General features: G+C 39.5%; 20 protein-coding genes and 1 riboswitch. Of the genes, 11 read left to right on the top strand and 9 right to left on the bottom strand.

The window, feature by feature from the left end; all coding sequences use genetic code 11:
* Positions 1 to 35: 35 nt before the first annotated feature.
* The 4 genes from NY10_RS06035 to NY10_RS06020 form a co-directional block, all read right to left on the bottom strand.
* Positions 36 to 815, bottom strand: coding sequence for an ABC transporter permease (locus NY10_RS06035; RefSeq protein WP_058919119.1), 780 nt, complete (start codon positions 813 to 815; stop codon positions 36 to 38).
* Entirely contained in the window at positions 808 to 1,641 is an 834-nt protein-coding gene (locus tag NY10_RS06030; RefSeq protein WP_058919118.1) for an ABC transporter permease, read from the bottom strand. Before NY10_RS06030 ends, NY10_RS06035 begins: the two co-directional genes overlap by 8 nt.
* A 366-nt stretch (positions 1,642 to 2,007) precedes the next feature.
* A complete protein-coding gene (locus NY10_RS06025; protein ID WP_058919117.1) occupies positions 2,008 to 2,580 on the bottom strand; it encodes a chromate transporter in 573 nt (190 codons plus the stop codon).
* A 1-nt stretch (position 2,581) separates the two neighbouring features.
* Entirely contained in the window at positions 2,582 to 3,157 is a 576-nt protein-coding gene (locus NY10_RS06020; RefSeq protein WP_058919116.1) for a chromate transporter, read from the bottom strand.
* Between the two features lie 254 nt (positions 3,158 to 3,411).
* Between NY10_RS06020 and NY10_RS06015 the strand changes: the two genes are divergently transcribed.
* The gene (locus tag NY10_RS06015; RefSeq protein ID WP_058919115.1) at positions 3,412 to 4,017 is read left to right on the top strand and encodes a trimeric intracellular cation channel family protein; all 606 of its coding nucleotides are present in this window, start codon (positions 3,412 to 3,414) and stop codon (positions 4,015 to 4,017) included.
* 155 nt (positions 4,018 to 4,172) lie between these two features.
* The gene (gorA, locus tag NY10_RS06010; protein ID WP_058920262.1) at positions 4,173 to 5,525 is read left to right on the top strand and encodes a glutathione-disulfide reductase; all 1,353 of its coding nucleotides are present in this window, start codon (positions 4,173 to 4,175) and stop codon (positions 5,523 to 5,525) included.
* Positions 5,526 to 5,886: 361 nt separating this feature from the next.
* Here the strand turns inward: gorA and NY10_RS06005 are convergent, their stop codons facing one another.
* Both NY10_RS06005 and NY10_RS06000 read right to left on the bottom strand, forming a co-directional pair.
* Complete coding sequence (locus tag NY10_RS06005; RefSeq protein ID WP_058919114.1) at positions 5,887 to 6,117, bottom strand: hypothetical protein; 231 nt, start codon at positions 6,115 to 6,117, stop codon at positions 5,887 to 5,889.
* 407 nt (positions 6,118 to 6,524) lie between these two features.
* The gene (locus NY10_RS06000; RefSeq protein WP_058919113.1) at positions 6,525 to 6,971 is read right to left on the bottom strand and encodes a DUF6884 domain-containing protein; all 447 of its coding nucleotides are present in this window, start codon (positions 6,969 to 6,971) and stop codon (positions 6,525 to 6,527) included.
* A 163-nt stretch (positions 6,972 to 7,134) separates the two neighbouring features.
* Positions 7,135 to 7,235: riboswitch (purine riboswitch) on the top strand.
* A gap of 200 nt (positions 7,236 to 7,435) precedes the next feature.
* On the opposite strand from NY10_RS06000, the gene NY10_RS05995 reads away from it, so the two are divergent.
* From NY10_RS05995 to NY10_RS05975, 5 genes are all read left to right on the top strand, one after another.
* Positions 7,436 to 8,899 carry an NCS2 family permease gene (locus NY10_RS05995; RefSeq protein WP_058919112.1) on the top strand — a complete coding sequence of 488 codons (1,464 nt, stop codon included), beginning with the start codon at positions 7,436 to 7,438 and terminating at the stop codon, positions 8,897 to 8,899.
* Positions 8,900 to 8,987: 88 nt separating this feature from the next.
* Positions 8,988 to 9,329, top strand: coding sequence for an MGMT family protein (locus NY10_RS05990; RefSeq protein ID WP_058919111.1), 342 nt, complete (start codon positions 8,988 to 8,990; stop codon positions 9,327 to 9,329).
* A 227-nt stretch (positions 9,330 to 9,556) separates the two neighbouring features.
* Positions 9,557 to 12,232 (top strand): cation-translocating P-type ATPase, encoded by a 2,676-nt coding sequence (locus NY10_RS05985; protein ID WP_058919110.1) that lies wholly within the window; start codon positions 9,557 to 9,559, stop codon positions 12,230 to 12,232.
* A gap of 264 nt (positions 12,233 to 12,496) precedes the next feature.
* On the top strand, positions 12,497 to 13,888 hold the full coding sequence (locus tag NY10_RS05980; RefSeq protein ID WP_058919109.1) for an L-cystine transporter: 1,392 nt from the start codon (positions 12,497 to 12,499) through the stop codon (positions 13,886 to 13,888).
* Positions 13,889 to 14,134: 246 nt separating this feature from the next.
* Positions 14,135 to 16,045 carry a heavy metal translocating P-type ATPase gene (locus tag NY10_RS05975; RefSeq protein ID WP_058919108.1) on the top strand — a complete coding sequence of 637 codons (1,911 nt, stop codon included), beginning with the start codon at positions 14,135 to 14,137 and terminating at the stop codon, positions 16,043 to 16,045.
* Positions 16,046 to 16,139: 94 nt separating this feature from the next.
* On the opposite strand, the gene NY10_RS05970 is transcribed toward NY10_RS05975, so the two are convergent.
* The 3 genes from NY10_RS05970 to NY10_RS05960 are packed head-to-tail and all read right to left on the bottom strand — an operon-like array spanning position 16,140 to position 18,947.
* Positions 16,140 to 17,366, bottom strand: a complete 1,227-nt coding sequence (locus NY10_RS05970) for an ABC transporter permease (RefSeq protein WP_058919107.1) — start codon at positions 17,364 to 17,366, stop codon at positions 16,140 to 16,142.
* A gap of 15 nt (positions 17,367 to 17,381) precedes the next feature.
* Positions 17,382 to 18,071, bottom strand: coding sequence for an ABC transporter ATP-binding protein (locus NY10_RS05965; protein ID WP_058919106.1), 690 nt, complete (start codon positions 18,069 to 18,071; stop codon positions 17,382 to 17,384).
* A gap of 15 nt (positions 18,072 to 18,086) precedes the next feature.
* Positions 18,087 to 18,947: an efflux RND transporter periplasmic adaptor subunit gene (locus tag NY10_RS05960; protein WP_058919105.1), complete on the bottom strand. Its 861-nt coding sequence runs from the start codon at positions 18,945 to 18,947 to the stop codon at positions 18,087 to 18,089.
* A gap of 254 nt (positions 18,948 to 19,201) precedes the next feature.
* Here NY10_RS05960 and NY10_RS05955 point away from each other — a divergent pair, with 254 nt between their 5' ends.
* The 4 genes from NY10_RS05955 to NY10_RS05940 all read left to right on the top strand — a co-directional run bounded on the left by NY10_RS05955 (position 19,202) and on the right by NY10_RS05940 (position 23,416).
* Entirely contained in the window at positions 19,202 to 19,936 is a 735-nt protein-coding gene (locus NY10_RS05955) for a metallophosphoesterase family protein (RefSeq protein ID WP_058919104.1), read from the top strand.
* A 36-nt stretch (positions 19,937 to 19,972) separates the two neighbouring features.
* A complete protein-coding gene (locus NY10_RS05950) occupies positions 19,973 to 20,953 on the top strand; it encodes an ABC transporter ATP-binding protein (protein WP_058919103.1) in 981 nt (326 codons plus the stop codon).
* Entirely contained in the window at positions 20,950 to 22,467 is a 1,518-nt protein-coding gene (locus tag NY10_RS05945) for an ABC transporter permease/substrate-binding protein (protein WP_058919102.1), read from the top strand. Before NY10_RS05950 ends, NY10_RS05945 begins: the two co-directional genes overlap by 4 nt.
* A 103-nt stretch (positions 22,468 to 22,570) precedes the next feature.
* Positions 22,571 to 23,416, top strand: coding sequence for a metallophosphoesterase (locus tag NY10_RS05940; RefSeq protein WP_058919101.1), 846 nt, complete (start codon positions 22,571 to 22,573; stop codon positions 23,414 to 23,416).
* Positions 23,417 to 23,541 lie beyond the last annotated feature (125 nt).

Genomic DNA, 23,541 nt, shown 5'->3' with positions numbered 1-23,541 from the left:
AATACAAATAAACTTTTTGACGAATTTTATAGGGTTTAGGTAACGCTCGCAAGACCTAATGTCTTTTCAATCAAATACATCAACAAAATCGTGCCGATCATTAAAAGAACAGATAAAGCCGAAACAGTTGGATCGTAGTTGTATTCAATATAATTCATTAAAGACGTCGGTAATGTAGAGATTCCTGGACCTGACAAAAACTGAGAAACTGGAATGTTGTTAAAAGAGTTAATGAAAGCTAACATGAAGGAAGCGAAAATACCTGAAGTAATATTCGGCAACACGATTTTGATAAATGCAGTGATTTTAGTACAGCCTAATGTCCATGCTACTTCTTCGATAGAAAAATCTAGCTGTTCCAAACTGCCTCCCACTACACGGATAATATAAGGCAAACTGATCAGGAAATGTCCTAACAATAACCCTTGAAAAACGGGCAGTTGCCAGCGAATGACAATGAATTGAAAAAGAGAGTAGCCAACAACGACTCCTGGAACAATGGTTGGCGAAAGAAAGAAACTTTTGATCCATTTACGCCCTCGAACAGAGTAACGAGCCAAGGCGTAAGCTGCAGGAATACCCACGATCAAAGCGAGTCCAGTAGCCATTAGAGATAGTTGTAGACTTAAAAAGAAACTAGCCGTAAATGTTCCATTGGCAAAAATAGCCGTATACCATTTGAAAGTAAACCCTTCAATAGGGAATTGGATAGAGGGGTTTTCTCCAAATGAAGTAACAACAATAATGATTAATGGAATAAAAAGAAAAGCAAAAATAAAAGCCACTAAAGCAGTCAAACCTGTTTTTTTACGCATGTGTTTCACCTCGTTTATCTAACAATGCAGCAATACCATTGAAAACTTTCATAACTAAGAGAGTGGTGATGATCATAATTAACGCTATGACGCTTGCATCTTTCCAATTTCCAAGGGTCATAGCATTTTGGTAAAGGAACGTAGACAACATCATTTTTTTGTTTCCGCCTAATAATTGAGGAGTTGTATAAGCGGTCAAAGTCCCAGTAAAGACTAAAATACTGCCAACAATAATTCCTGGAATAGCTAAGGGTAAAATGACTTTCGTGAAAGCTGTCAGCGGACTGGCTCCTAATGTTTCCGCGGCTTCTGTTATTTCAGTATCAATATTCTCAATGATGCCGACTAAAGTGATGATCATTAGAGGCAAAAATAAATAAATAGAGCCGATAATAATAGAAAATTCTGTATACAAGAAAGTGAGTGGTTCATTGATAAGGTTAAATTTTAAGAGTATCATATTTAAAACCCCATTTTTACCTAGAATATTGATCCAAGCAAAACTTCGCACAACAGAATTGGTTAATAAAGGGAAAAGAGTCATCGACATCAACAAGCTGCGCCACTTTTTAGGACTGCGAGCGATATAATAAGCTGCTGGAACCCCAAACAAAATACAAATCAAGGTCACAATAAGTGAAACTCGTACGGTTCGAACAAAGATTCCTACGTTATAGGGGTCTTTAAAAAAAGATAAATAAGAACTGAACGATAAACCGCCGTCATAAAAAGTCGGCCAAATGATAGAAATCAATGGAAGAATTAAAAAGACGAACAAGAGAATAAATCCCGGTGCTAAAATGATATACGGGATTTTTTTATGCATAACCAACTACCTCCTTTTGAATGAATGGCATAAAAAAAGCTGGACAATTAAAAATATGGATGACTGAATTCAATCAGTGCTTCCCATACAGTCCAACACATAAATTTTTCATGGCAAATAATGATGTACAATGGAAGTATAATGAAAAAGTACTCAGAATTCAACATGAAAACGAATGAAGTTTTTATTTGTGATTAAATAGTTCGGTTATATGCGGTTATGATGTTGTTTTAACTGGTTTTATCCTAATTATAAGGAAAATGATAAGTTCCGTTCTCATTTTAATTTTTGGTATAAATAAAAAACGCCCTTAAAATTAGATTTGGTCTAATTTTAAGGGCGTATAGTATAAAAAGGTTATAGTTATTAAACAAGCGGAGTGAAGAGGTGTAAAAGCACTCCTAAAAATCCGGCGAATAGCATAATGTAAATAGGGTTCAATTTGAATTTTCTTAAAATAAACAAACTTAATAAAAATAAAACCAATGCAACCCAATTTAAATCAGCAAACTGAACCGGAAATGTTTCTTTATTGAACAAAGCAGTCAATAAGATAGACAGACCTGCGGAAGCAATCAAAGCAACGACAGCTGGCCGTAATCCTTTAATAACGCCTTGTACCATACTCAGTCCTTTGTATTTGTAATACAGAGTAGCTAAAGTCAAGACGAGGATAGCAGAAGGCGTCACACAACCGATTGTGGCAATTAAAGCTCCGGGAAGTCCCGCTATTTTTGTTCCGACAAAAGTTGAGGCATTGATCGCGATCGGACCAGGCGTCATTTGTGAAATAGTCAAAATATCAATAAATTCAGTTGAAGAGAGCCACGGGTGGACTTCGATCACTTGCTCTTGAATAAGAGGAAGCGCAGCATATCCGCCACCAAAACTAAACAGTCCAACTTGAAAGAAACTCCAAAATAATTGCAAATAAATCAATTTACTTCTCCTCCTTTTTAGCTAGAAGGTTGACGCGGTAAGTCGTATAAGCACCAATCAAGCCGCAAATGAATAAGATAAGGATAATGTTAACATCGAAGATAGCTGTAGCGATAAAAGCTAAAATCATAACAACAATGGGCAAAACATATTTGGCTTTAATAATAGCAGAACTCATATTGATGACCACATCCACGATAACGGCAGCTACTCCAGCTTGCATTCCAAATAAAAGAGCATTGATAAGGGGGTTATCGCGGAAAGCAATGTAAAAGTAAGAAATAATGGTAATGATGATCAAAGGGGGCAGAACCGTTCCAAATGTTGCTAAAAGAGCTCCAGGAATTCCGGCCATACGATACCCGATAATGATGGAGGTATTCACAGCGATCGGCCCCGGTGCGGATTGTCCGATAGCCACTAAATCCAGCATTTCTTCTTCGTCTATCCACTTTAATTCTTTAACAAATCGTTTTTGCATTAAAGGAACAATGACGTAACCTCCACCGAAAGTAAACGCACTTAACGTAAATGTGGATAAAAATAAAGTCCAATAAAATTGCTTGTCTTTTTTCAAGAAAATCCTCCTCCAGTTGATGTTTACTTATTTTCTTGTTTCCAGTATACCTTAAAAATCTGCCGACTAAGAGAGATTTGCTGTTTTTAGAATAAAATCCCTTTTGGCAAGGGTCTTTTGGTTACAAATAAGGTATCTGATTTGCAAAAAAAAAGCGGCTGCTTAATAATGAAGAGATAGAGGATGAGATAAATCAACTAAATTGAGAACTTAGGGTAATTATACGACTGATAATTAGAATGGAGAGTGGAAACATGGGAACGTGGGAAGTTTTTTTAATTATTGGTACCATTTCATTCGCACTGCAAGGCGGATTGATTGCTATGGAGAAAAAATATGATTTATTTGGCGTTTATTTATTTGGGATCTTAACGGCTTTTGGCGGCGGAGCTATCCGGAATACATTGATTGATGCCCCAGATTATGAATTGTGGAAACAAGGGTCGCTTTTTTATAGTGCTGTTATTGCCATCACCTTGATTTTACTGTTTCCTAAACCTTTTCTAGCAAGCAGAGAACTATGGGGCAATTTTTTAGATGCTGTTGGTTTAATAGCTTTTTCAATCCATGGTGCAACGGTTGCTGTAAAATTAGATTTGCCGGTAAGTGCTGTGGTCGTCTCTGCGTTATTAACAGCTACTGGTGGTGGAGTTATGCGAGACTTGCTTTCGCAAAGGCAGCCGATTGTATTAGGAGAAGTGGTTTACGGCTTATGGGTGTGTCTGATCGGTTTGATTATCGGAATGGGATGGGCGACGGAAACATGGCATTTGTATTTGTTGTTTATCGTTTTTACGGTATTGCGAGTGTTATCTTATCTCTATGACTGGAAAGTTCCGGTCCGCAGGTATTCAGAGTAACTTGAACTTCCGGTGAAAACCCCAGAAGAGTCAGAGATTTTTTCTTTTTTTATGAAACGGCCATTAAATTCAAGTAAAGCGAGCACCTTCCGCTTTCTTTTTAGGAGAATATTAACTATACTTAAATAAGTAATTTGGAGAAAGTAGGAGATGGAATAGTGAAACAGTATGATTATATAGCTATCGGCGGCGGGAGCGGCGGAATCGCTTCTATTAACCGTGCGGGAATGCATGGAGCTAAAGGAGCTTTGATAGAAGGAAATGCTATCGGAGGCACATGTGTGAATGTAGGGTGTGTTCCTAAAAAAATCATGTGGCACGGAGCGCAAATGATGGATGAAATGAACTTATACGCGTCAGGTTACGGCATTGACATTCCTTCAAAAAATTTGAATTTCGCCAAATTAGTTGAAAATAGAGAAACATTTATTGAACGGCTGCATGGCAGCTATCAAAACGGCTTAGCTAGTAATGAAGTGGATCTCATCCATGGATATGCTAAGTTTGTAGACAATAAAACTGTTGAAGTTAATGGTGAACAATATACAGCCGATCATATTTTGATTGCTACCGGCGGAAAACCGGTCTTTCCAGATATCCCGGGTGCTGAATATGGATTGGATTCAGATGGCTTCTTTGAAATGACGGAGTTGCCGAAACGGACAGCCGTCGTTGGAGCCGGTTATATCGCGGTAGAATTAGCAGGTGTTTTGCATGGACTAGGTTCCGACACACACTTATTCGTCCGCCAACATGCTCCTTTACGAAACTTTGATTCTATCATTGTGGAAGGACTAGTTGAAACAATGGAACGCGAAGGTGCAACATTGCATACGTATGCGGTCCCTGAAAAAGTTGAAAAAAACGAAGACGGCAGCTTGACGCTTTACTTGAAAGATGGAACAGCGCACGAAACCGATGCTGTTATTTGGGCAATCGGCCGGGAACCAAACACAGACAGTTTGAATTTGGCAGCAACGGATGTAGCAGTGAATGATGGAGGCTATATCAAAGTAGATGAATTCCAAAACACTTCTGTCAAAGGCATATACGCTGTCGGCGATGTCACCGGGCATATTGAATTGACACCTGTTGCAATTGCAGCTGGACGGCGCTTATCGGAGCGTTTATTTAACAATAAACCAATGGAACACTTAGATTACAATAATGTTCCAACAGTTGTCTTCACCCATCCGCCAATTGGAACAGTTGGAATGACGGAAGAACAAGCGGTCGATGTATACGGCAAAGCGCAAATTAAAACATATGAAACGCGTTTTACAGCCATGCACAGTTCTATTACTGAAAATCGGCAAAAGACTTATATGAAGCTGGTTTGTTGCGGACCGGAAGAAAAAGTTGTCGGCTTGCATGGAATGGGATCCGGCATGGACGAAATGCTGCAAGGCTTTGCAGTAGCGATTAAAATGGGGGCGACTAAAGCTGACTTTGATGACACCGTAGCTATTCACCCAACAGGAGCAGAAGAATTCGTAACCATGAGATAACAAGATGCGGAGTGCAGCAAGAGAGCATCGATTCAAAATTAGGAATTTTGATGGAAATGTTCCATTTCCTGAAAGATTATCTATTTTGGCACGCAGCTCAATTAACCAAGATGCGGAGAACGTAACTTAATTAAAAAGAGATGCTCTCAAAAGAGTCAATTATTTAGAAAAAACGTAGAAAGCCCCAAAATCATTTGGTAGCTTTCTACGTTTTTTTACTATTTATAGCTTTTGGGATCAGCTTCTTATATAAATCAGAGCGCTTGTCTCTCATTGTTTAAAAAAGAGCATTAAGTGCCTGTCTGATTCTTTTTTCCGCAACAGCTTCTGTTTGCATTATAAGGTATTCAAACAAAGTGGATCAAACAGATTTAAACCATTCTCCTTCAGGGGTATAGTTGATTACATCGCCATTTTTAAAATAAAGAGCCAGTGAATGTTGCTCTTGATTGCGTTTGATTTCGAGAATGTTTTCTTTAGCATATGCAGCGGGATCATCTAACGTATCCATATGGCGTGCATATACTAGACTGAGCCGTTCAATTTGATCTTCGTCTAATTGATCGTATCCTGGGATTTGATTCCATTCCATCTCTATTCCACCTCCTGTTTTCTTTCTGTACGTTTAGTATACAGGTATTGAGAAGAAAGAAAAAATAAAACGAATAGTGCAAAAAACAGGGCAGATGAGTCGATTCATTGTGTATAAAAATAGAAAACCAATAGTTGTACACAAACTGTTGATAACTATGTGCATAACCTGTGGTTAAACGGTCACTAAAATAAAAATAGTGTATTTTCGCTAATGTTAAAAAACTAAAAAGCTTAAAAAAACAGTTATCCACAAATGTTAGTGGATAACTTATCTCAACTTACGATGAAAAAAATGCATGTTATGCTTAGTTTTGTATAAAAATAACTATTATTGTAAAAAACAGTTTTGAAATAGATTTAATCGAAAAACAGGGAAAAAAGACCGCGACGAGACTCTATATAGAATCAGTTGAGAGGCTTCTGCTGGTGAACAGCTTCTTTCAAAGCTTTTTGCATCAGGCCGATTCCGCCAAGACCGATCAAAGGAAAAATAACGTTACGGTCAGTAATTTCATCCATTAAATGAATGAACTTCTTGCCGCCCAATAGAGTGATTTGATCGTCTTCTTCTATAGCCAGTTCAATCCACTGTTCCTTCAGCTTGCTCACTGGTATCGTATCTGGACCGACGCCTTTTACGGTAAATCGAACATCGTAAGAGTGTGAAACAAGATCATCGGGTCTTAAAAAACCGTAATAAGGTGAAAGAATCAGATAATTAGGACCAAACGTTGTGGCGTAATCTGTGCAAAGTTTGTGGAAAGTTCCTGTATAAGCCGTTTTTGCTGAAACGGCACCCGCATCCGGTACTTTATCCCATATTTTGGGTTTGCCGCTAGGGATAATAAACATTTTTCACCTGCTTTCAATTTAAGTATTATTATTAGTTTACCAAATAATCAGAGGAAAGCGATCGAATTCAAGAATGAATCTGGTAAACACGAACAATTATTCATGTTTTTATGCTAATATCTATATTTAACTTGTGTTTGTAAAAAGTCTCATTTATACTGATGAAGACAAATAAATACAATCTAATATAATCTAAGCGATATGGGCTTTAAGTTTCTACCGGACACCGTAAAACGTTCGACTATTAGTGAGATGAGTTTTTTGACTTGTCCATAAATAGGCGAATGATGACAACGAGTTGCATCATCCGTTTTTTTTGCTTGAAAAACAATGTAATTGCATTTATTTAAAACAACTCATACTAGTAGAATAAATAAAGCCCCATGAAACTTAGTATATATAGATAAAAGAAGGAAAAGTTCCTGTATTTCTTTGCAAATACTATCAGGGTGGGGAATAAAAAGATGGAAAATTTTTTCAAATTAAAAGAACATGGGACAACCGTTTCAACAGAGGTCATGGCAGGGATAACGACCTTTTTTGCCATGTCTTACATCATTTTTGTCAATCCAGCAATTTTATCTTTGACCGGCATGCCTTCGCAAGCAGTCTTTTTGGCCACACTTATTGCTTCAGCTATCGGGACGTTGGTGATGGGCTTATTCGCTAATGTGCCCTATGCACAAGCACCGGGTATGGGACTAAATGCCTTCTTTACTTATACAGTTGTTTTCGCTTTAGGTTTTACTTGGCAAGAAGCTTTGGCGATGGTTTTCCTATGCGGGATTTTTAATATTTTCATTACCGTAACCAAAATCCGTAAAATGATTATTAAATCGATTCCAGAACTCATTCAACACGCTATTGGAGGCGGGATCGGCGTTTTTGTTGCTTATATCGGGATCAAGAATGCAGGTTTTTTGCAATTCACTTCTGAAACAGCCAATATTCAAGCTATCAATAATGCGCCGTTTGATCCAAGTGCTGCGAATTATGACAGTGGAATAAATAGTGTACTAACAGATGGTGGGATTATTCCGGGATTAGTTGATTTTACAAGCAGCGGTGCTTTACTTGCTTTGATTGGTTTGATTATCACAGTCATATTGGTGGTATTAAATGTACGAGGAGCGGTTCTTATCGGCATTATCGCCACAACGATCATTGGAATTCCGATGGGCATTGTTGATTTGTCTGTCATCTCAAATCCAGAAAATTCATTAGGCCATGCTATCTCAGAGTTGCGTGTAACATTTGGAGCTGCATTAGGTTCTCAAGGAATGATCTCGTTATTTTCAGATGCATCTCGTTTGCCGCTAGTATTAATGACGATCTTTGCCTTTAGTTTATCTGATATTTTCGATACTATTGGGACCTTTATTGGCACAGGCCGCAAAACAGGTATCTTCACTGCCGAAGATGAAGCAGCTTTGGACAATAGTTCTGGAATCAAATCGAAAATGGATAAAGCCTTATTTGCAGATGCGATTGCTACGTCTGTTGGCGCTATTTTTGGAACGTCTAATACCACGACGTTTGTCGAAAGTGCTGCTGGAATCGGTGCAGGAGGAAGAACAGGGCTGACCAGTGTAGTGGTAGCTATTCTTTTCTTGTTGGCCAGTTTATTTTCTTCTTTGATTGCTATTGTTCCTGTTCAAGCTACAGCACCTTCATTGATTATTGTGGGAGTAATGATGATGTCGTCCTTTTTAGAAATTCAATGGGACGATTTAGAAGAAGCTATCCCAGCCTTTTTCACGTCTATTTTTATGGGATTAGCGTATAGCATTTCTTATGGAATTGCTGCTGGTTTTATCTTTTTCGTCATCGTTAAAGTAGCTAAAAAGAAAACCAATGAGATTCATCCGGTTTTATGGGTTTCGACAGGGCTTTTCATTTTAAACTTTATTGTACTTGCGTTTATTTAAAAGCTGAAAAAGATAAAAAATTCTCTATACTAGATGGTATAGAGAATTTTTTTGTTCATTAGAATAAGTACAAGAAAGAAGGAATACTATGACACCATTTACTGAGAAGACCATCAACGTGCTAAAACAAATTCCTGCTGGCAAAGTCATGACTTACGGTCAAGTTGCTGCTTTAGCTGGAAATCCGCGAGGCGCACGGCAAGTTGTGCGTATTCTGCATTCCATGAGCAAAAATCATCATTTGCCTTGGCATCGAGTTATTAACGCTAAAGGCGAGATTGGTTTAACAGATGAAGAAGGACGGTTCACTCAAAGGGAAAAATTAATGGCCGAAGGAGTTGAAACAAATGCTCAAGGGAAAGTCGATTTAACCATTTACCGCTATTGCCCCGTAAGATTTGAAGAAAAGAACGAAGATCAACTGTACTAAAAGATGATTGAATCTATTTAATGAAATGAGCTTATTTTAACAAATCGATTTTTCAGACTATCGAATCCTTTGCTTTGCTGAAACGAGAAAGATATAATCAACTTAATAAGTCTTGTGAACGCCTACAGATAAAAATAAGTTCTATTCGGCTTATTTTATTTACGGCGGAAAGAAAGCTTTTTAATTTATGTTTTGTACTTATTTACTAGGAAGGGAAGGAAGCAGTCATGGATAACGAGAAAAAAGAACAAGTAAAAGAACCGTTTTTTACCCAAGATGAAGCCGCTGTCTTAAAACAGATGCAGACTTCTGAAGAAGGCCTGACCAGTCAAGAAGCAGAAAAAAGAATAGCAGAGTATGGTCCCAATCAATTAGACGAGGGGAAAACCAAGAGTTTGCTAATGAAATTCTTGGATCAATTCAAAGACTTCATGATTATCGTTTTACTCGTTGCAGCAGTAGTATCAGGTGTTTTTGGAGACATATCTGATGCAGTCATTATTTTAGTTGTTGTTATTTTAAATGCTGTTCTAGGGGTAGTTCAAGAAGCAAAAGCTGAAGAAGCTATCAATGCTTTGAGAGAAATGTCTTCTCCTGAAGCAAAAGTTAGGCGAGACGGAACAGTTGTCTCACTAAAAAGCGATCAATTGGTTCCGGGAGACATTGTTTTATTAGAAGCTGGGAATATTGTTCCGGCTGATTTGCGGTTGATTGAAATTGCTTCGTTGCAGATAGAAGAAGCAGGACTGACCGGAGAATCTGTTCCAGTTGATAAAGAACTTACGATCCTTGAAGACGTCAAAGCAGGGATTGGCGATCGAACGAATATGGCCTTTATGAACAGCAATGTTACGTATGGTCGTGGCGAAGGGATCGTCGTTGGAACCGGAATGAGCACAGAAGTAGGGCACATCGCAGAGATGCTGGCTTCAACGGAAGAGACCATGACGCCCTTGCAAAATAATTTGAATCGTTTAGGAAAATATTTAACAGTGGCTATTTTGGTCATTGCTGTTGTAATGTTTGTAGTCGGAATGTTGAATGGCCGAGAGTGGTTAGATATGCTGCTGACGTCTATCTCTTTAGCGGTTGCCGCTATTCCGGAAGGGTTGCCAGCTATTGTAACCATTATATTAGCTTTAGGTACACAGAAAATGGCAAAACGAAAAGCTTTGGTACGTAAATTACCAGCAGTTGAAACGCTGGGCAGTACCGATATCATTTGTTCTGATAAAACTGGAACGCTCACAATGAATAAAATGACTGTTGAAAAGATGTATTTCAATGGGCAGATCCAAGATAATGAAGAACCGATAGATATGCAAACGCCTGTCTTACGGTCAATGGTTTACGCAAATGATACTCAAATCTCTGGAGATGGAACATTGATCGGAGATCCAACAGAGACGGCTTTGATCCAATTTGCACTTAATAAAGGAGTAGATGTTGTTGCAGCGCTCAAAAAAGAACCTCGAGTGGCAGAAGTTCCTTTTGATTCTGAGCGGAAATTGATGTCTACTGTTCACAAACAAGAAGACGGAAAATTTTTGATAGCTGCCAAAGGCGCTCCTGATGAATTGTTAAAACGGTGTACGCAAATTGACCGAAATGGCACAATTGAGCCATTAGATGAAGAAACAAAACAAGCCATTTTGGATATGAATCATGATTTAGCGACACAAGCATTGCGCGTATTGTCGATGGCTTACAAAGTAGTCGATAACATGCCGACGGACATCAGTTCAGCAGGATTGGAACAAGAGTTGGTATATGCTGGTATGACGGGAATGATTGATCCAGAACGTGAAGAAGCGAAAGATGCTGTTCGCGTGGCACGCGAAGCTGGAATCCGGCCGATCATGATCACCGGAGATCACCGCGATACGGCCGAAGCTATTGCGAAGAGATTAGGAATTTTAGAAGAGCAGCAAAAAGACGGTGTTATCACAGGAGCTGAATTAGATGAAATCAGCGATGCCGATTTTGCTACTAGAGTAAAAGATTATTCAGTTTATGCTCGAGTATCTCCGCAACACAAAGTACGGATCGTTAAAGCATGGCAAAAAGCAGGGAAAATCGTTGCCATGACTGGTGATGGTGTTAATGATGCACCTGCATTGAAAACAGCAGATATCGGAATTGGTATGGGGATAACGGGAACAGAAGTATCTAAAGGCGCCAGTGACATGGTTTTAGCCGATGATAACTTTTCAACAATTGTTGTAGCCGTGGAAGAAGGACGGAAAGTCTTCTCGAACATCCAAAAATCGATCCAATATCTATTATCTGCGAATTTAGGCGAAGTATTGACACTGTTCATTGCGACACTTCTTGGCTGGAGTATTTTAGCTCCTGTCCATATTTTATGGATCAACTTAGTAACAGACACTTTCCCGGCAATTGCTTTGGGATTAGAGCCGGCAGAAGCAGACAGTATGAAGCAACCGCCACGCGGCAAAAAAGCGACGTTCTTTTCAAATGGTGTACTGAGCAGTATCATTTATCAAGGGATTCTGGAAGGTGGAATCACGTTGTTCGTTTACTGGTGGGCAACGCATAACCCTGTACACGTTGGAAACAACGAACTGATTCATAGCGATGCTTTGACGATGGCTTTTATTACACTAGGCTTGCTGCAGTTGTTCCATGCCTTTAACGTTAAATCCGTTGAGAAATCTCTTTTCACAGTCGGATTTTTCAAAAATAAAATGTTTAATTTAGCGATTCTTGTTTCTGGAGCATTGCTGGCAGTTGTAGTGCTGGTACCAGGTCTAAACGATGCCTTTAAAGTTAGCCATTTGGACTTACAACAATGGTTGCTGGTATTGGGCGCTTCATTTTCCATCATTCCAATAGTAGAAATTATCAAAATAGGATTGCGTGCTGTTCACAAAAAAGGCTGATCCTTACAAATTGATGAAAAAAGAGAGTTTTGCTGATGGCTTACTGGGCCTAAGCAAAACTCTTTTTATTTTCATGCTTGCAAGGACCAATCATTTCTATTGAACTTCTTACAAAAATAAAGTAAAATGAGGAATCACTAAAATTGACTAGCTTTTCCTCATTTTTAGGGCCGTTGTTAGGAAAAAGCAGCGGTCTGAGACCTTTAATCTTATGATACACTCGCTTTCCCTGTCATAGGAGAGCAAAATAAAGGGAGGATCATCATGACAAATCTTTATATTATTATTGCACTACTTTTATTTGCGGCTGTCATTTACAGTTTTTGGCGTTTGCAAAAGAAACATGTTAAATTTTCAACACGTGTTTTTATCGCTTTGGGTTCTGGGATCGTATTTGGAGCTTTGCTTCAATTGCTTTTTGGAGCAACAGGAGATGTTACAACAGGAGCTATTGAGTGGATCAATATAGTCGGAACAGGGTATGTGCGCTTTTTACAAATGCTGATCATGCCGCTGATTTTTGTTTCAATCGTAGGAGCATTCACGAAAATTGAAGGCACCAAAGATTTGGGGAAAATCAGTATCACGGTTTTAACTACATTGTTAGCGACGACTGCTATTGCAGCATTAGTCGGGATTTCGAGCGTGATGCTTTTTAATTTGGACGGAGCAGAATTTGTACAAGGAGATGCTGAAACGGCACAGATCGCAGCATTGGACGAGCGTCAAGAAGCAGTAGCGGACTTGTCTATTCCAGAACAAGTAGTGAACTTCATTCCATCGAATGTCTTTGCGGACTTATCCAATTCTCGTTCAACAAGTACCATTGCAGTTGTGATCTTTTCAGCTTTCGTAGGAGTTGCTTATCTAGGAGTAAATAAAAAAGATCCGGAAAATGGCGCTTTTTTTGAAAAAATCATTAAAAGCTTATATGCAATCGTCATGCGGATCGTAACACTGGTATTAAGATTAACACCATACGGAGTTTTTGCGTTAATGACAAAAGCTTTAGCAACAAGTGACTTTAATGCTTTATTGAATCTAGGAAAATTTGTAATTGCTTCTTATGCGGCCATTATTGTGATGTTCCTGATCCATATGTTGATTTTACTAGGCGTGAAAGTAAGTCCAATCCAATACTTGAAGAAAACTTGGACGGTCTTAAGCTTTGCCTTTACTTCACGTTCAAGTGCCGGTGCGTTGCCGTTGAATATCGAAACGCAAACAAAAGCTTTAGGAGTTGACGATGCTTCTGCAAACTTTTCTGGTACATTTGGCATGTCGATCGGACAAAATGGTTGTGCAGGAGTTTACCCTGCCATGTTGGCGGCAATCGTTGCCCCAACGATGGGCATTGATCTTTTCAGCCCAACCTATATCTTGACGATTGTGGCTGTTGTGACCATTAGTTCGTTTGGGGTTGCCGGAGTCGGCGGCGGTGCTACATTTGCTGCTTTAATCGTTTTAGGCGCTTTAGACTTGCCAGTAGCTATTGTTGGTTTAGTTATTTCAGTTGAACCAGTCATCGATATGGCTCGGACTATGCTGAATGTAAATGATAGCATCTTAGCTGGAATCATCTCATCAAAACGAATCAATCGTTTTGATGCGGCAGTGTTCAATGATGATGAAGCAATCGTTAAGTCGGATATGTAATAAAATAAACAGCAAAAAGCTGAGGGTTCTCCTTTTTAAAAGAGAACCTTCAGCTTTTTTATTTGCGATTGTATGTGTTGATTGCAAATAAAAGAAAACCTAATCGAAACCAAGTAAGAAGAATTTAAAGTGACAGTAGAAAAATTTCCTTAACTTGATGGCGGTCAATTCCAAATGACCCAAGCCGCGATAAGATAAGAATGTAAAAGAAAGAAATGAGAAATTAAGAAAAAGAAGGAAACGAATGTGGTTGCTTATATAACTAAACATAAAAATCTTATTACTGTTTTATCAGGAATTTTGATTGCGATCGGTTTTGCTTCTGGTTTTATAGGGAGCGAAAACCTGCAAGATATCGCTTTGATCAGTGCGACTATTATTGCCAGCACCCCTATCTTTATTAAAGCTATCCAATCTTTGAGGATGAAAGCTTTCAGTATCGATCTTCTCGTTAGTATTGCCGTTCTCGGGGCTGTGTATATTGGTGAATACACAGAATCATCGATTGTTACATTTTTGTTCTTACTAGGAGATTATCTGGAAATGAGAACGCTGGAAAAAACTCGTTCTTCTTTGAGAGAGTTAGTAGACATGGCACCTCAAGAAGCAACGATTCTAAAAGCAGAAGGGAAAACGGAGACGATTCCGGTGGAAGAGGTCGAGAAAGGCAACCGAGTCATTATTCGTCCCGGCGGAAAAGTTCCGGTTGATGGTGTAATCATCTCTGGAAAAGCCTCTATTAACGAGGCCGCTATCACAGGCGAATCGGTGCCGGCTTTTAAAACGATCAACGATAAAGTCTTTAGCGGAACCATTTTGGATAATGGGTATATTGAAATCATTGCTGAAAGAGTGGGAGACGACACGACGTTTGCTAAAATCATTGAATTAGTAGAAGAAGCCCAAGAGACGAAATCTAAAGCCGAAAAGTTCTTGGACCGATTTGCAAATGTGTATACTCCCGCTGTAGTGGTTTTATCTATCTTGATCTATGCTGTCACACGCGACTTGTATTTGGCGATCACCTTTTTAGTGATTGCTTGTCCTGGCGCACTTGTTCTCGGAGCTCCTGTTTCTAATGTAGCGGGAATCGGAAATGGCGCAAAAAACGGCGTGTTGATCAAAGGTGGAGAGATCATGGATAAATTTGCTAAAGTCGATACACTCGTTTTTGATAAAACCGGAACGTTGACGAAAGGCAAGCCAGAGGTAACCGATATTCGAACTTTTAACAACTACAATTTGCAAACACTTTTAGGCTTAGCAGCCAAAGCTGAAACGATCTCGGAACACCACCTAGGTCAAACGATTGTCAAAGAAGCAAAAGCACAAGGAATGGATCTAACGTCTATTGAGTTGCAAGAAGGAGAAGCGATCAAAGGCAATGGCATAAAAGCTGTCGTGAATCACCAACGATTGGTTGCCGGAAATCGCAAATTGATGCTGGCTGAACGAATCAACTTGCCAGGACAAATCGAAAACTATGCTGTTGGCCGTGAAAAGGCTGGAAACTCGGCTATCTTTAGTGCAATAGATGGTGAAATCGCTGGAGTGATTTCTATCGCTGACCAAATCCGAGAAGATGCAAAAACGGCATTGGCACAAATGAGAGGAAACGGCGTCAAAAAAATTGTGATGCTGACGGGAGACAACGAACACACGGCTGAAGCTGTAGCTGCTGAATTAGGGATCGACGAATTTTATGCAGAACTTCTTCCAGAAAACAAAGTTGAATATGTAAAAAGGTTGAAAGAAAGCGGCCATGTCGTTGCTATGGCAGGCGATGGAATCAATGATGCTCCAGCTATTGCCACCGCCGATATTGGTTTAGCGATGGGTGAAGGGGGGACAGATATTTCGATGGAAACGGCTGATGTTGTTTTGATGGCAGATAAATTGATGCAATTTTCTCATGCTTATTCTTTAGCAAAAGCTACGACCCGCAATATGCAGCAAAATATCTTTATCGCAGTGGGAGTTGTTTTCTTTCTGTTAACAGGAGTACTGATGGGCGATGTGCACTTAGCCTCGGGAATGTTTATTCACGAAGCGAGTGTATTGATTGTTATCCTGAATGCCATGCGCTTGATCCGATTCAATCGCAAACAAACTAAACAAGCAGAAGAAGAAATCCAAGGGGCCGTGATGAAAGCTTAGATTTTACTAGGCAGAAACGATTATGTTTTAACAGAAGTAATAAACAATAGCAGATATAAAGTGATTTTTTCACTGTTATATCTGCTGTTGTTTTTTATTCGTATCGAAGAGCTTCAATAGGATCAAGTTTTGCGGCTTTTCGAGCTGGATAAATGCCGAAGAAGACTCCGACTGCAGTTGAAAAGACGAGTACTAAGACAATGGCACTAAGGGTGACGCTAGGTACAATGTTCAAAGCACCAGCAATCCCGTTGGCCAACAGAATGCCTAGAATCAAACCAATGATTCCTCCGATCAAACTTAAAATGACGGCTTCCATTAAAAATTGCATTAAAATGGTTCCAGTCGTTGCGCCCAGTGCTTTACGGGTCCCGATTTCACGTGTTCTTTCAGTGACGGAGACCAACATAATATTCATGACACCGATTCCTCCAACTAGAAGAGCAATCGCTGCGACTGCGGCAATAAAGTTAACGAATAAACTTAAAACGGAATTGACTTGATCTAAAGCTTGTAAGAAATTGGTTGCGGTATAGTAATCTTTGCCTAGAGCATCATGTCTGGTTTCCAATAAACGAACCATTTGATTGGAAGCTGATTCGATAGCTTCTTTATCGGCTACTTGAACGGTTAAACTGTCCATAGTGACGACGCTGGAATTTAATTTTTCCATCGTAGTTAAAGGTAAAGCCAGGTATACCGGTATTTGGCTTAAATCAAATGAACCTTGCAGCTGTTCAAAAGTTCCTTTGACAACTCCAACAATCTGCAAGCGGATGCTGTTGCCGGCATCTCCGCTGAGTTGCAATGACTCGCCGACCACGTTTGTGCGGTCATTAAACAATGCTTTAGCCGTGTCTTCACTGACGACCGCTACATTTTTAGCATCTTGATAATCTGTTTGATTAAAGTAGCGGCCATAAACGAGAGAACTATCCATCGTTTGGTTAGTGTATTGCATATCAGGAGTTCCGCTTAAAGCGAGAGCTGTTCGTTTATCAAATTCGGATTCGACTGAAGCGCCAATCGTTTTATCTGGAGAAATATGGGTTATCGCAGGGATAGCGGCTTTTAACGCTTTAATGTCCTCATCTGTAAATGCGTCTTGGCTGGTTGCTTCTTCGCTCAAAGTGACTGAGATGGTAGAAGCGCCTAAATCATCAAACGTTCCGGTGATTTCAGATGTCGCACCGTTGCCGACTGCTAAAATGGCAATTACTGCAGCGATCCCGATAATGATTCCCAACATCGTAAGAAATGACCGCATTTTATTCGCAAAAATACTGTCGATCGCCATCTTAAAATTTTCTTTAATATTCAAAGTCTTAGCTCCTTTCTACAAGATTTCTGGTTTTTGAAGACGGTCATCTTGAAGCGAACCATCAAAAAATGAAACGATGCGTTTCGTATAGATAGCGACTTCTGGTTCATGAGTTACCATGACGATCGTTGTGCCTTCCGCGTTAAGTTCTTGGAAAATACGCAAAATGTCGATGGTCGTTTTAGAATCCAAGTTGCCTGTTGGCTCATCGGCCATTAAAACAGAAGGGTTATTAACAATAGCTCGGGCAATGGCCACGCGCTGTTTCTGTCCTCCTGAAATTTCATTCGGTTTGTGTTTGACGCGGTCGCCTAGTCCCACGCGTTCTAAAGCTTTCAAAGCGCGTTTTTTCCGTTCTTTTGCTGGGACACCAGCATAAACCATCGGCAATTCAACGTTTTCTAAAATCGTCATGCGGGGCATTAGATTGAAAGACTGAAAAACAAAACCGATTTCTTTGTTGCGGACACGAGCACTTTCATTGTCTCGTAAATCACTGACATCTTTTCCATTCAACTGGTATGTCCCGGAATCGAAACGATCCAGCAGCCCAAGAATATTCATCATTGTGGATTTACCCGAACCGCTGGGTCCCATGATAGCTGTGAATTCGCCTTTTTCGATTTTTAAAGAGATATCATTTAATGCGATAAGTGTTTCGTCACCTGTTTGATACGTTTTGACGATATGGTTTAATTCAATCATCTTTTTGCCGCCTTTCTATTTCGCCGTTACTGCAACGCCATTTTTCACTTTTTCATCTGGTGATAAAATGACCGTTTGGCCTGCTGACAAACCTTCTTTTACCTCAACTGCTGAATCCGATTGAATGCCGGTTTCAATTGTTTGTGCATGAGCTTTGCCGTTTTCAACCGTATAAACAAAGGGTTGATTTTCTTCATTGTAAAGCAAAGCTTCAATCGGCAAAGAAATTGCCTGTTCAGCGGTATTGGTCGTAATGGCTACATCAATATCAAACCCTGCATATAGACCTTCGGGCGGAGTATCAAATTCAACCGTAGCAGCTAAGGCTGTTGTATTCCCAGTTTGAGCCGTTGTTGTTGTAGCAATCGGATCAATATGAGCCACTGTTCCGTCAAATGTTTTTGATCCATTTGTCAAGGTAACCGATTGACCTTCTTTAACAATAGGAGCATCTGATTTAGTCAACTGAATGCCCACTTTCAAATGGGACAAGTCAGCTACTGTAATGGCGGCTTCTCCGGTTTGTGAGCTTAAATCAACTTCGTCCGGTGTGATGGTGACGGCTGTCACGGTTCCATCAAAGTGAGCTGTTTGAGCAGTACCGTCTTGATACAGAACCAAACGGTCATCTTCTTCAACTTGATCGCCTACAGCGACATCAAGTTCAGAAACGACTCCTTGGCCGTAAACGTCTTGTGTTTTATCTGCTTCCAATATTCCGGTAGTCGTAAGAGTTTCGACAATTGTTTCTTCTGTTGCTTCATCGGTTCTGACGGAAAGTGTTTCTTCCTTATTAGAAGAGCTATAGACGGTGTATCCAATAAAAACGACAACAACTACAGCAGCAAGCAGGCCGATTATTTTCTTTGTGTTCATAAGTTAACGCATCCTTTCTGAATTCATCTAACGAGAAAATAACCTCTCGCGTAAGATTGTGACAGATTGTCACCTGTTTAGTATAGCGGTTTTGTTTTTCAACGTCTAGTGGAGAGCTTTATAGAAGCAAAAGCTTTCAAAATAAAAATAGAGTGAGCAAATGACTCAAATATTTTCAAAATAAAGTGTATAGTAAGAGCAAATGAATCAAAAGGTTATCAGACAAAAAAAGAGAGATAATGAGGAGGATTCTTATGAAATCGGAGTTGTTTGTGATCGGAGACATCCATGGTCAAATCACCCTTTTTAAAGAGATGTTGACCCATTGGAATGAATCTTCTCAGCAATTGCTTTTCATTGGAGATTTAGGTGATCGTGGAGAAAACCCAAAAGCTTGTTTCTTATTGGCTAAAGAACTGATCGAGCAAAAAGGTGCTATCTGTTTAAGAGGCAATCACGAAGAAATGTTGTTAAATTTCTTGAAAGAACCCGAAGAAAATTATGCTCTTTACCGTTTAAATGGAGGAATGCATACACTAGAAACTTTGCTGCATCCAGGATTGGATGAAGAATATTCTCCAACGGAAATGGTCATGATGATCAACAGCCGCTATCCGGAATTAAAATCATTTTTAGAAAGCTTGCCATTGTATTATGAATGGGGCGATTACCTTTTTGTTCATGCAGGCGTTGATTTAACTAAAAAAGATTGGAAAGATACTTCTGCAAAAGATTTTGTGTGGATTCGTGAACCGTTTCATCGGCTGAAAAATAAGACAGGAAAAATAATTGTTTTTGGGCACACTGTTACACCAGCTCTTTATGGAGACAACCAAACGACTGATTTGTGGATGCAAGACGGCAAAATTGGAATTGACGGCGGCGCCGTTTATGGCGGTGCTTTGCATGGGGTTGTTTTTACTTCAACTGAATTGCTTAAAGACTATAAACTGCCGAACAAAGGATATGTTTGGGACGGAATGAGTTAGTCATTCAGAAAAATACGCGGCATTAGGAGAATGAATATGATTGAGTTTAAAGATGTATCGAAAGCCTATACACCGGGTCAACCGGTCGTATCAAACCTGAATTTAGAAATAAGAGACGGCGAGTTTTTTGTGCTGATTGGTCCCAGCGGCTGCGGCAAGACCACGACGTTAAAAATGATCAACCGGTTGATCACGTTAACGACTGGGTATATTTATGTGGACAACAAACCCATCAGCAATTACAATATCCAAGAATTGCGTTGGAATATGGGATACGTTTTACAGCAAATTGCCTTATTTCCAAATATGACGGTCGAAGAAAATATAACGGTCGTACCAGAGATGAAAAAGTGGAGCAAAGAACAAATGCATGATCGTGTGACGGAACTGCTTGAAAGCATTGGGTTAGACGAAGACGATTACCGACAGCGTAAGATATCCGAGTTATCCGGTGGGGAACAACAACGCATTGGCGTAGTCCGGGCATTAGCAGCCGATCCTGATATTATTTTAATGGATGAGCCTTTTAGTGCATTGGATCCCATCAGTCGGCATAATCTTCAAAAAGATGTCGCCGATTTGCAAAAGAAATGGAAAAAAACAGTAGTGTTTGTAACGCATGACATGCAAGAAGCATTAACATTGGGCGATCGCATTTGTTTGATGAATGAAGGACAGATCGTACAAGTCGGCACACCTGATGAGATTCGAAACCATCCTAAAAACGACTTTGTTCGAGACTTTTTGAGATCCGGAAATATTGAAGCTGTTGAGACACAAACGATTGAACAACTAATTAAAATTGGTTATTTGTCAGCTATTAAACCAAATGCCGGTACTGTACAAGGATCTTTTTTAAGAAACAACGATACGATCGATCAATTGGTCCTTGCATTAGCAAAAGAATCTGAGGTTTTTATCAAAGATAAAAACGACCAAGTAATCGGTAAAGTAACCCAAGCACATCTGCTCAGTTATTTAGCTGAAACGATCGCGATTAGAGGTGAAGCTGAATGACGGAATTTATTGCTACCTTCCAGAACCGAAAAGAAGCACTGTGGACCGCATTGATCGAACATATGCAATTATCCTTTATTTCACTTTTGATTGCTGTCGTTATTGCAGTGCCTCTGGCTATTTATTTGACCAATCATAAAAAAATCGCCAGTCCGATTATTCAAGTAACAGCTATTTTTCAGACGATACCTTCTTTGGCTCTGCTTGGATTAATGATCCCATTAGTGGGAATCGGTTCTGTCCCAGCTATTATTGCTTTAGTTATTTATGCTTTGCTGCCTATTTTAAGAAACACTTATACAGGGTTAATGGAAATTGACCCTTCTCTAAATGAAGCAGCTGATGCGATGGGTATGGACCGATGGCGGAAATTGATGAAAGTGCAAATACCGATTGCAATGCCCATTATTATGGCAGGGATCCGTAACGCAATGGTTTTGATTATCGGAACTGGAACGATTGCTGCTCTGATTGGTGCTGGTGGTCTCGGAAGCTTGATTTTATTAGGGATCGACCGCGGAAATAATTATTTGATCTTAATGGGAGCTATCCCGGCAGCCATTTTGGCTGTAGGATTTGATTACTTGCTGAGTTATTTTGAGAAAGTTTCTTTTGAAAAAACCATTAAGATCCTTGGTGCTGTGACTGTTATCATTTTAGGATTATTGATTATTCCTTTGGTCACTGGCAAAGATAAAGAAATCGTTATTGCTGGCAAGCTGGGGGCAGAACCCGAGATCATCATGAATATGTACAAACAATTAATTGAAGAACAAACCGATTTGACAGTTAGTTTAGAACCCAATATGGGAAAAACGACATTTGTCTTTAACGCATTAGAAGCCGGAAATATTGATATTTATACGGAATACACCGGAACGATTCTGGCGACTTTTTTAAACGAAGAAGCCGTTTCAACGGATGAAAAAGAAGTATTCGAACAAGCCAAAACAGGTTTAACCGAACAATACGAAATGACCTTGTTGGAACCGATGGATTTTAATAATACTTATGCACTAGCAGTTACTAAAGACTTAGCAGAAGACTTCCAATTGAAGACGATTTCTGATCTGCTTCCGGTCGCCGATGAAGTAAAAGCCGGGTTCACACTGGAATTTGCTGACCGACAAGATGGGTACTTGGGGATTCAAGACTTATATGGTTTAACGTTTAATGATCTGCAGACGATGGAACCTAAGTTGCGCTATGCAGCCATTGAAACAGGCGACATCAATTTAGTAGATGCTTATTCGACGGATAGTGAATTAGCAGAATACGATTTGACCGTTTTGGAAGACGATAAAGGCTTATTTCCTCCTTATCAAGGAGCGCCGCTGCTGTTAACCGAGACGTTAGAGGAACACCCAGAGCTGGCAGAAATTCTAAATCAGTTGGGCGGTAAAATCACAGACGATGAAATGCGTCAAATGAATTATGAAGTGAATAAAAACAGTGTGCCGCCCCAAAAAGTTGCACATGATTATCTGCTCGAACATGAATTAATAGAAAATTAAAGGAACAAGACGTCCTAGCATATCGTTAGGACGTCTTGTTGATTAACTTGAGAAAAAAATGTATGGTAAACTAAGAAATTAATGAAAGAAACGGAGCGATTCAATGAAAATTGGCGTATTATCGGATTTGCATATTGATACTAACGGCAAACACTTGCCAGAAGGCGAAACGTTTGCAAGTTTGTTAAACAAACAAATAAAAAAACAAAATATTGAACTTTTTTTGATTGCTGGAGATATCAGCAGCGATTATCGGGAATCCCAAGCTTTTTTGGACGAACTGAAACAGTTAAGCGGGATCCAAATTTTATTTGTTCCAGGAAACCACGATTATTGGTCAAGAAACAATGGAGAAACCGATACGAAAAAGATTTATGACTTTTTAAAAAATCAGCCAGAAAGTGTTTTAGAACGCCCTTATATTATTAATGATGAGTGGGCAGTGGTTGGAAATTCAGGCTGGTATGATTATGGTTTTGCTGATCATGAGCAATACAATGAATTGGATTTTGAAAAAATGAAATTGCGTGTAGGAACATGGCAAGATAAACGCTATTGTGACTGGGGACAAACAGATCTGGAAGTAGCGCAGTGGATGCTCGATAAAATTGAAGAAGACATCGAAAAAGTAGGCGACAGAAAAATCATCTTGATGACCCATGTCGTAACCCATCCTAAATTTGTTGTCACATTGCCTCATAGAATTTATGATTACTTTAATGCTTTTTTAGGCAGCTCTTCTTATGGCAAACTATACGAAGAGCATCCTAATATCGTCTACAGTGTTATGGGGCATGTCCATTTCCGGAAAACTTTTTTTGCAGACCGTGTGCAGTTTATTTGTGCTTGTTTAGGCGGGAAAAAACACTGGCCAACAAAAAGTGTCGAATCTGAACTATTGAATTCGATGTTTACGTTTCAGCTGCCAGAAAAGGCAACAGCCGATTAATAAAAAGCGACGATGTCCTTATCGTCGCTTTTTATTGTTTTAAATGTGTAGGAAAAAGGACGGTGATTCCTTTGAAACATTTTTTTGTCCTAGAAGCGTGAAAACGGGACTCTAGCTCATTATTG

Source organism: Carnobacterium sp. CP1 (genome assembly GCF_001483965.1).
GTDB lineage: Bacteria > Bacillota > Bacilli > Lactobacillales > Carnobacteriaceae > Carnobacterium_A > Carnobacterium_A antarcticum.
The sequence above is the reverse complement of the archived record's forward strand: the minus strand, read 5'-3'. Positions and strand labels throughout refer to the sequence as shown.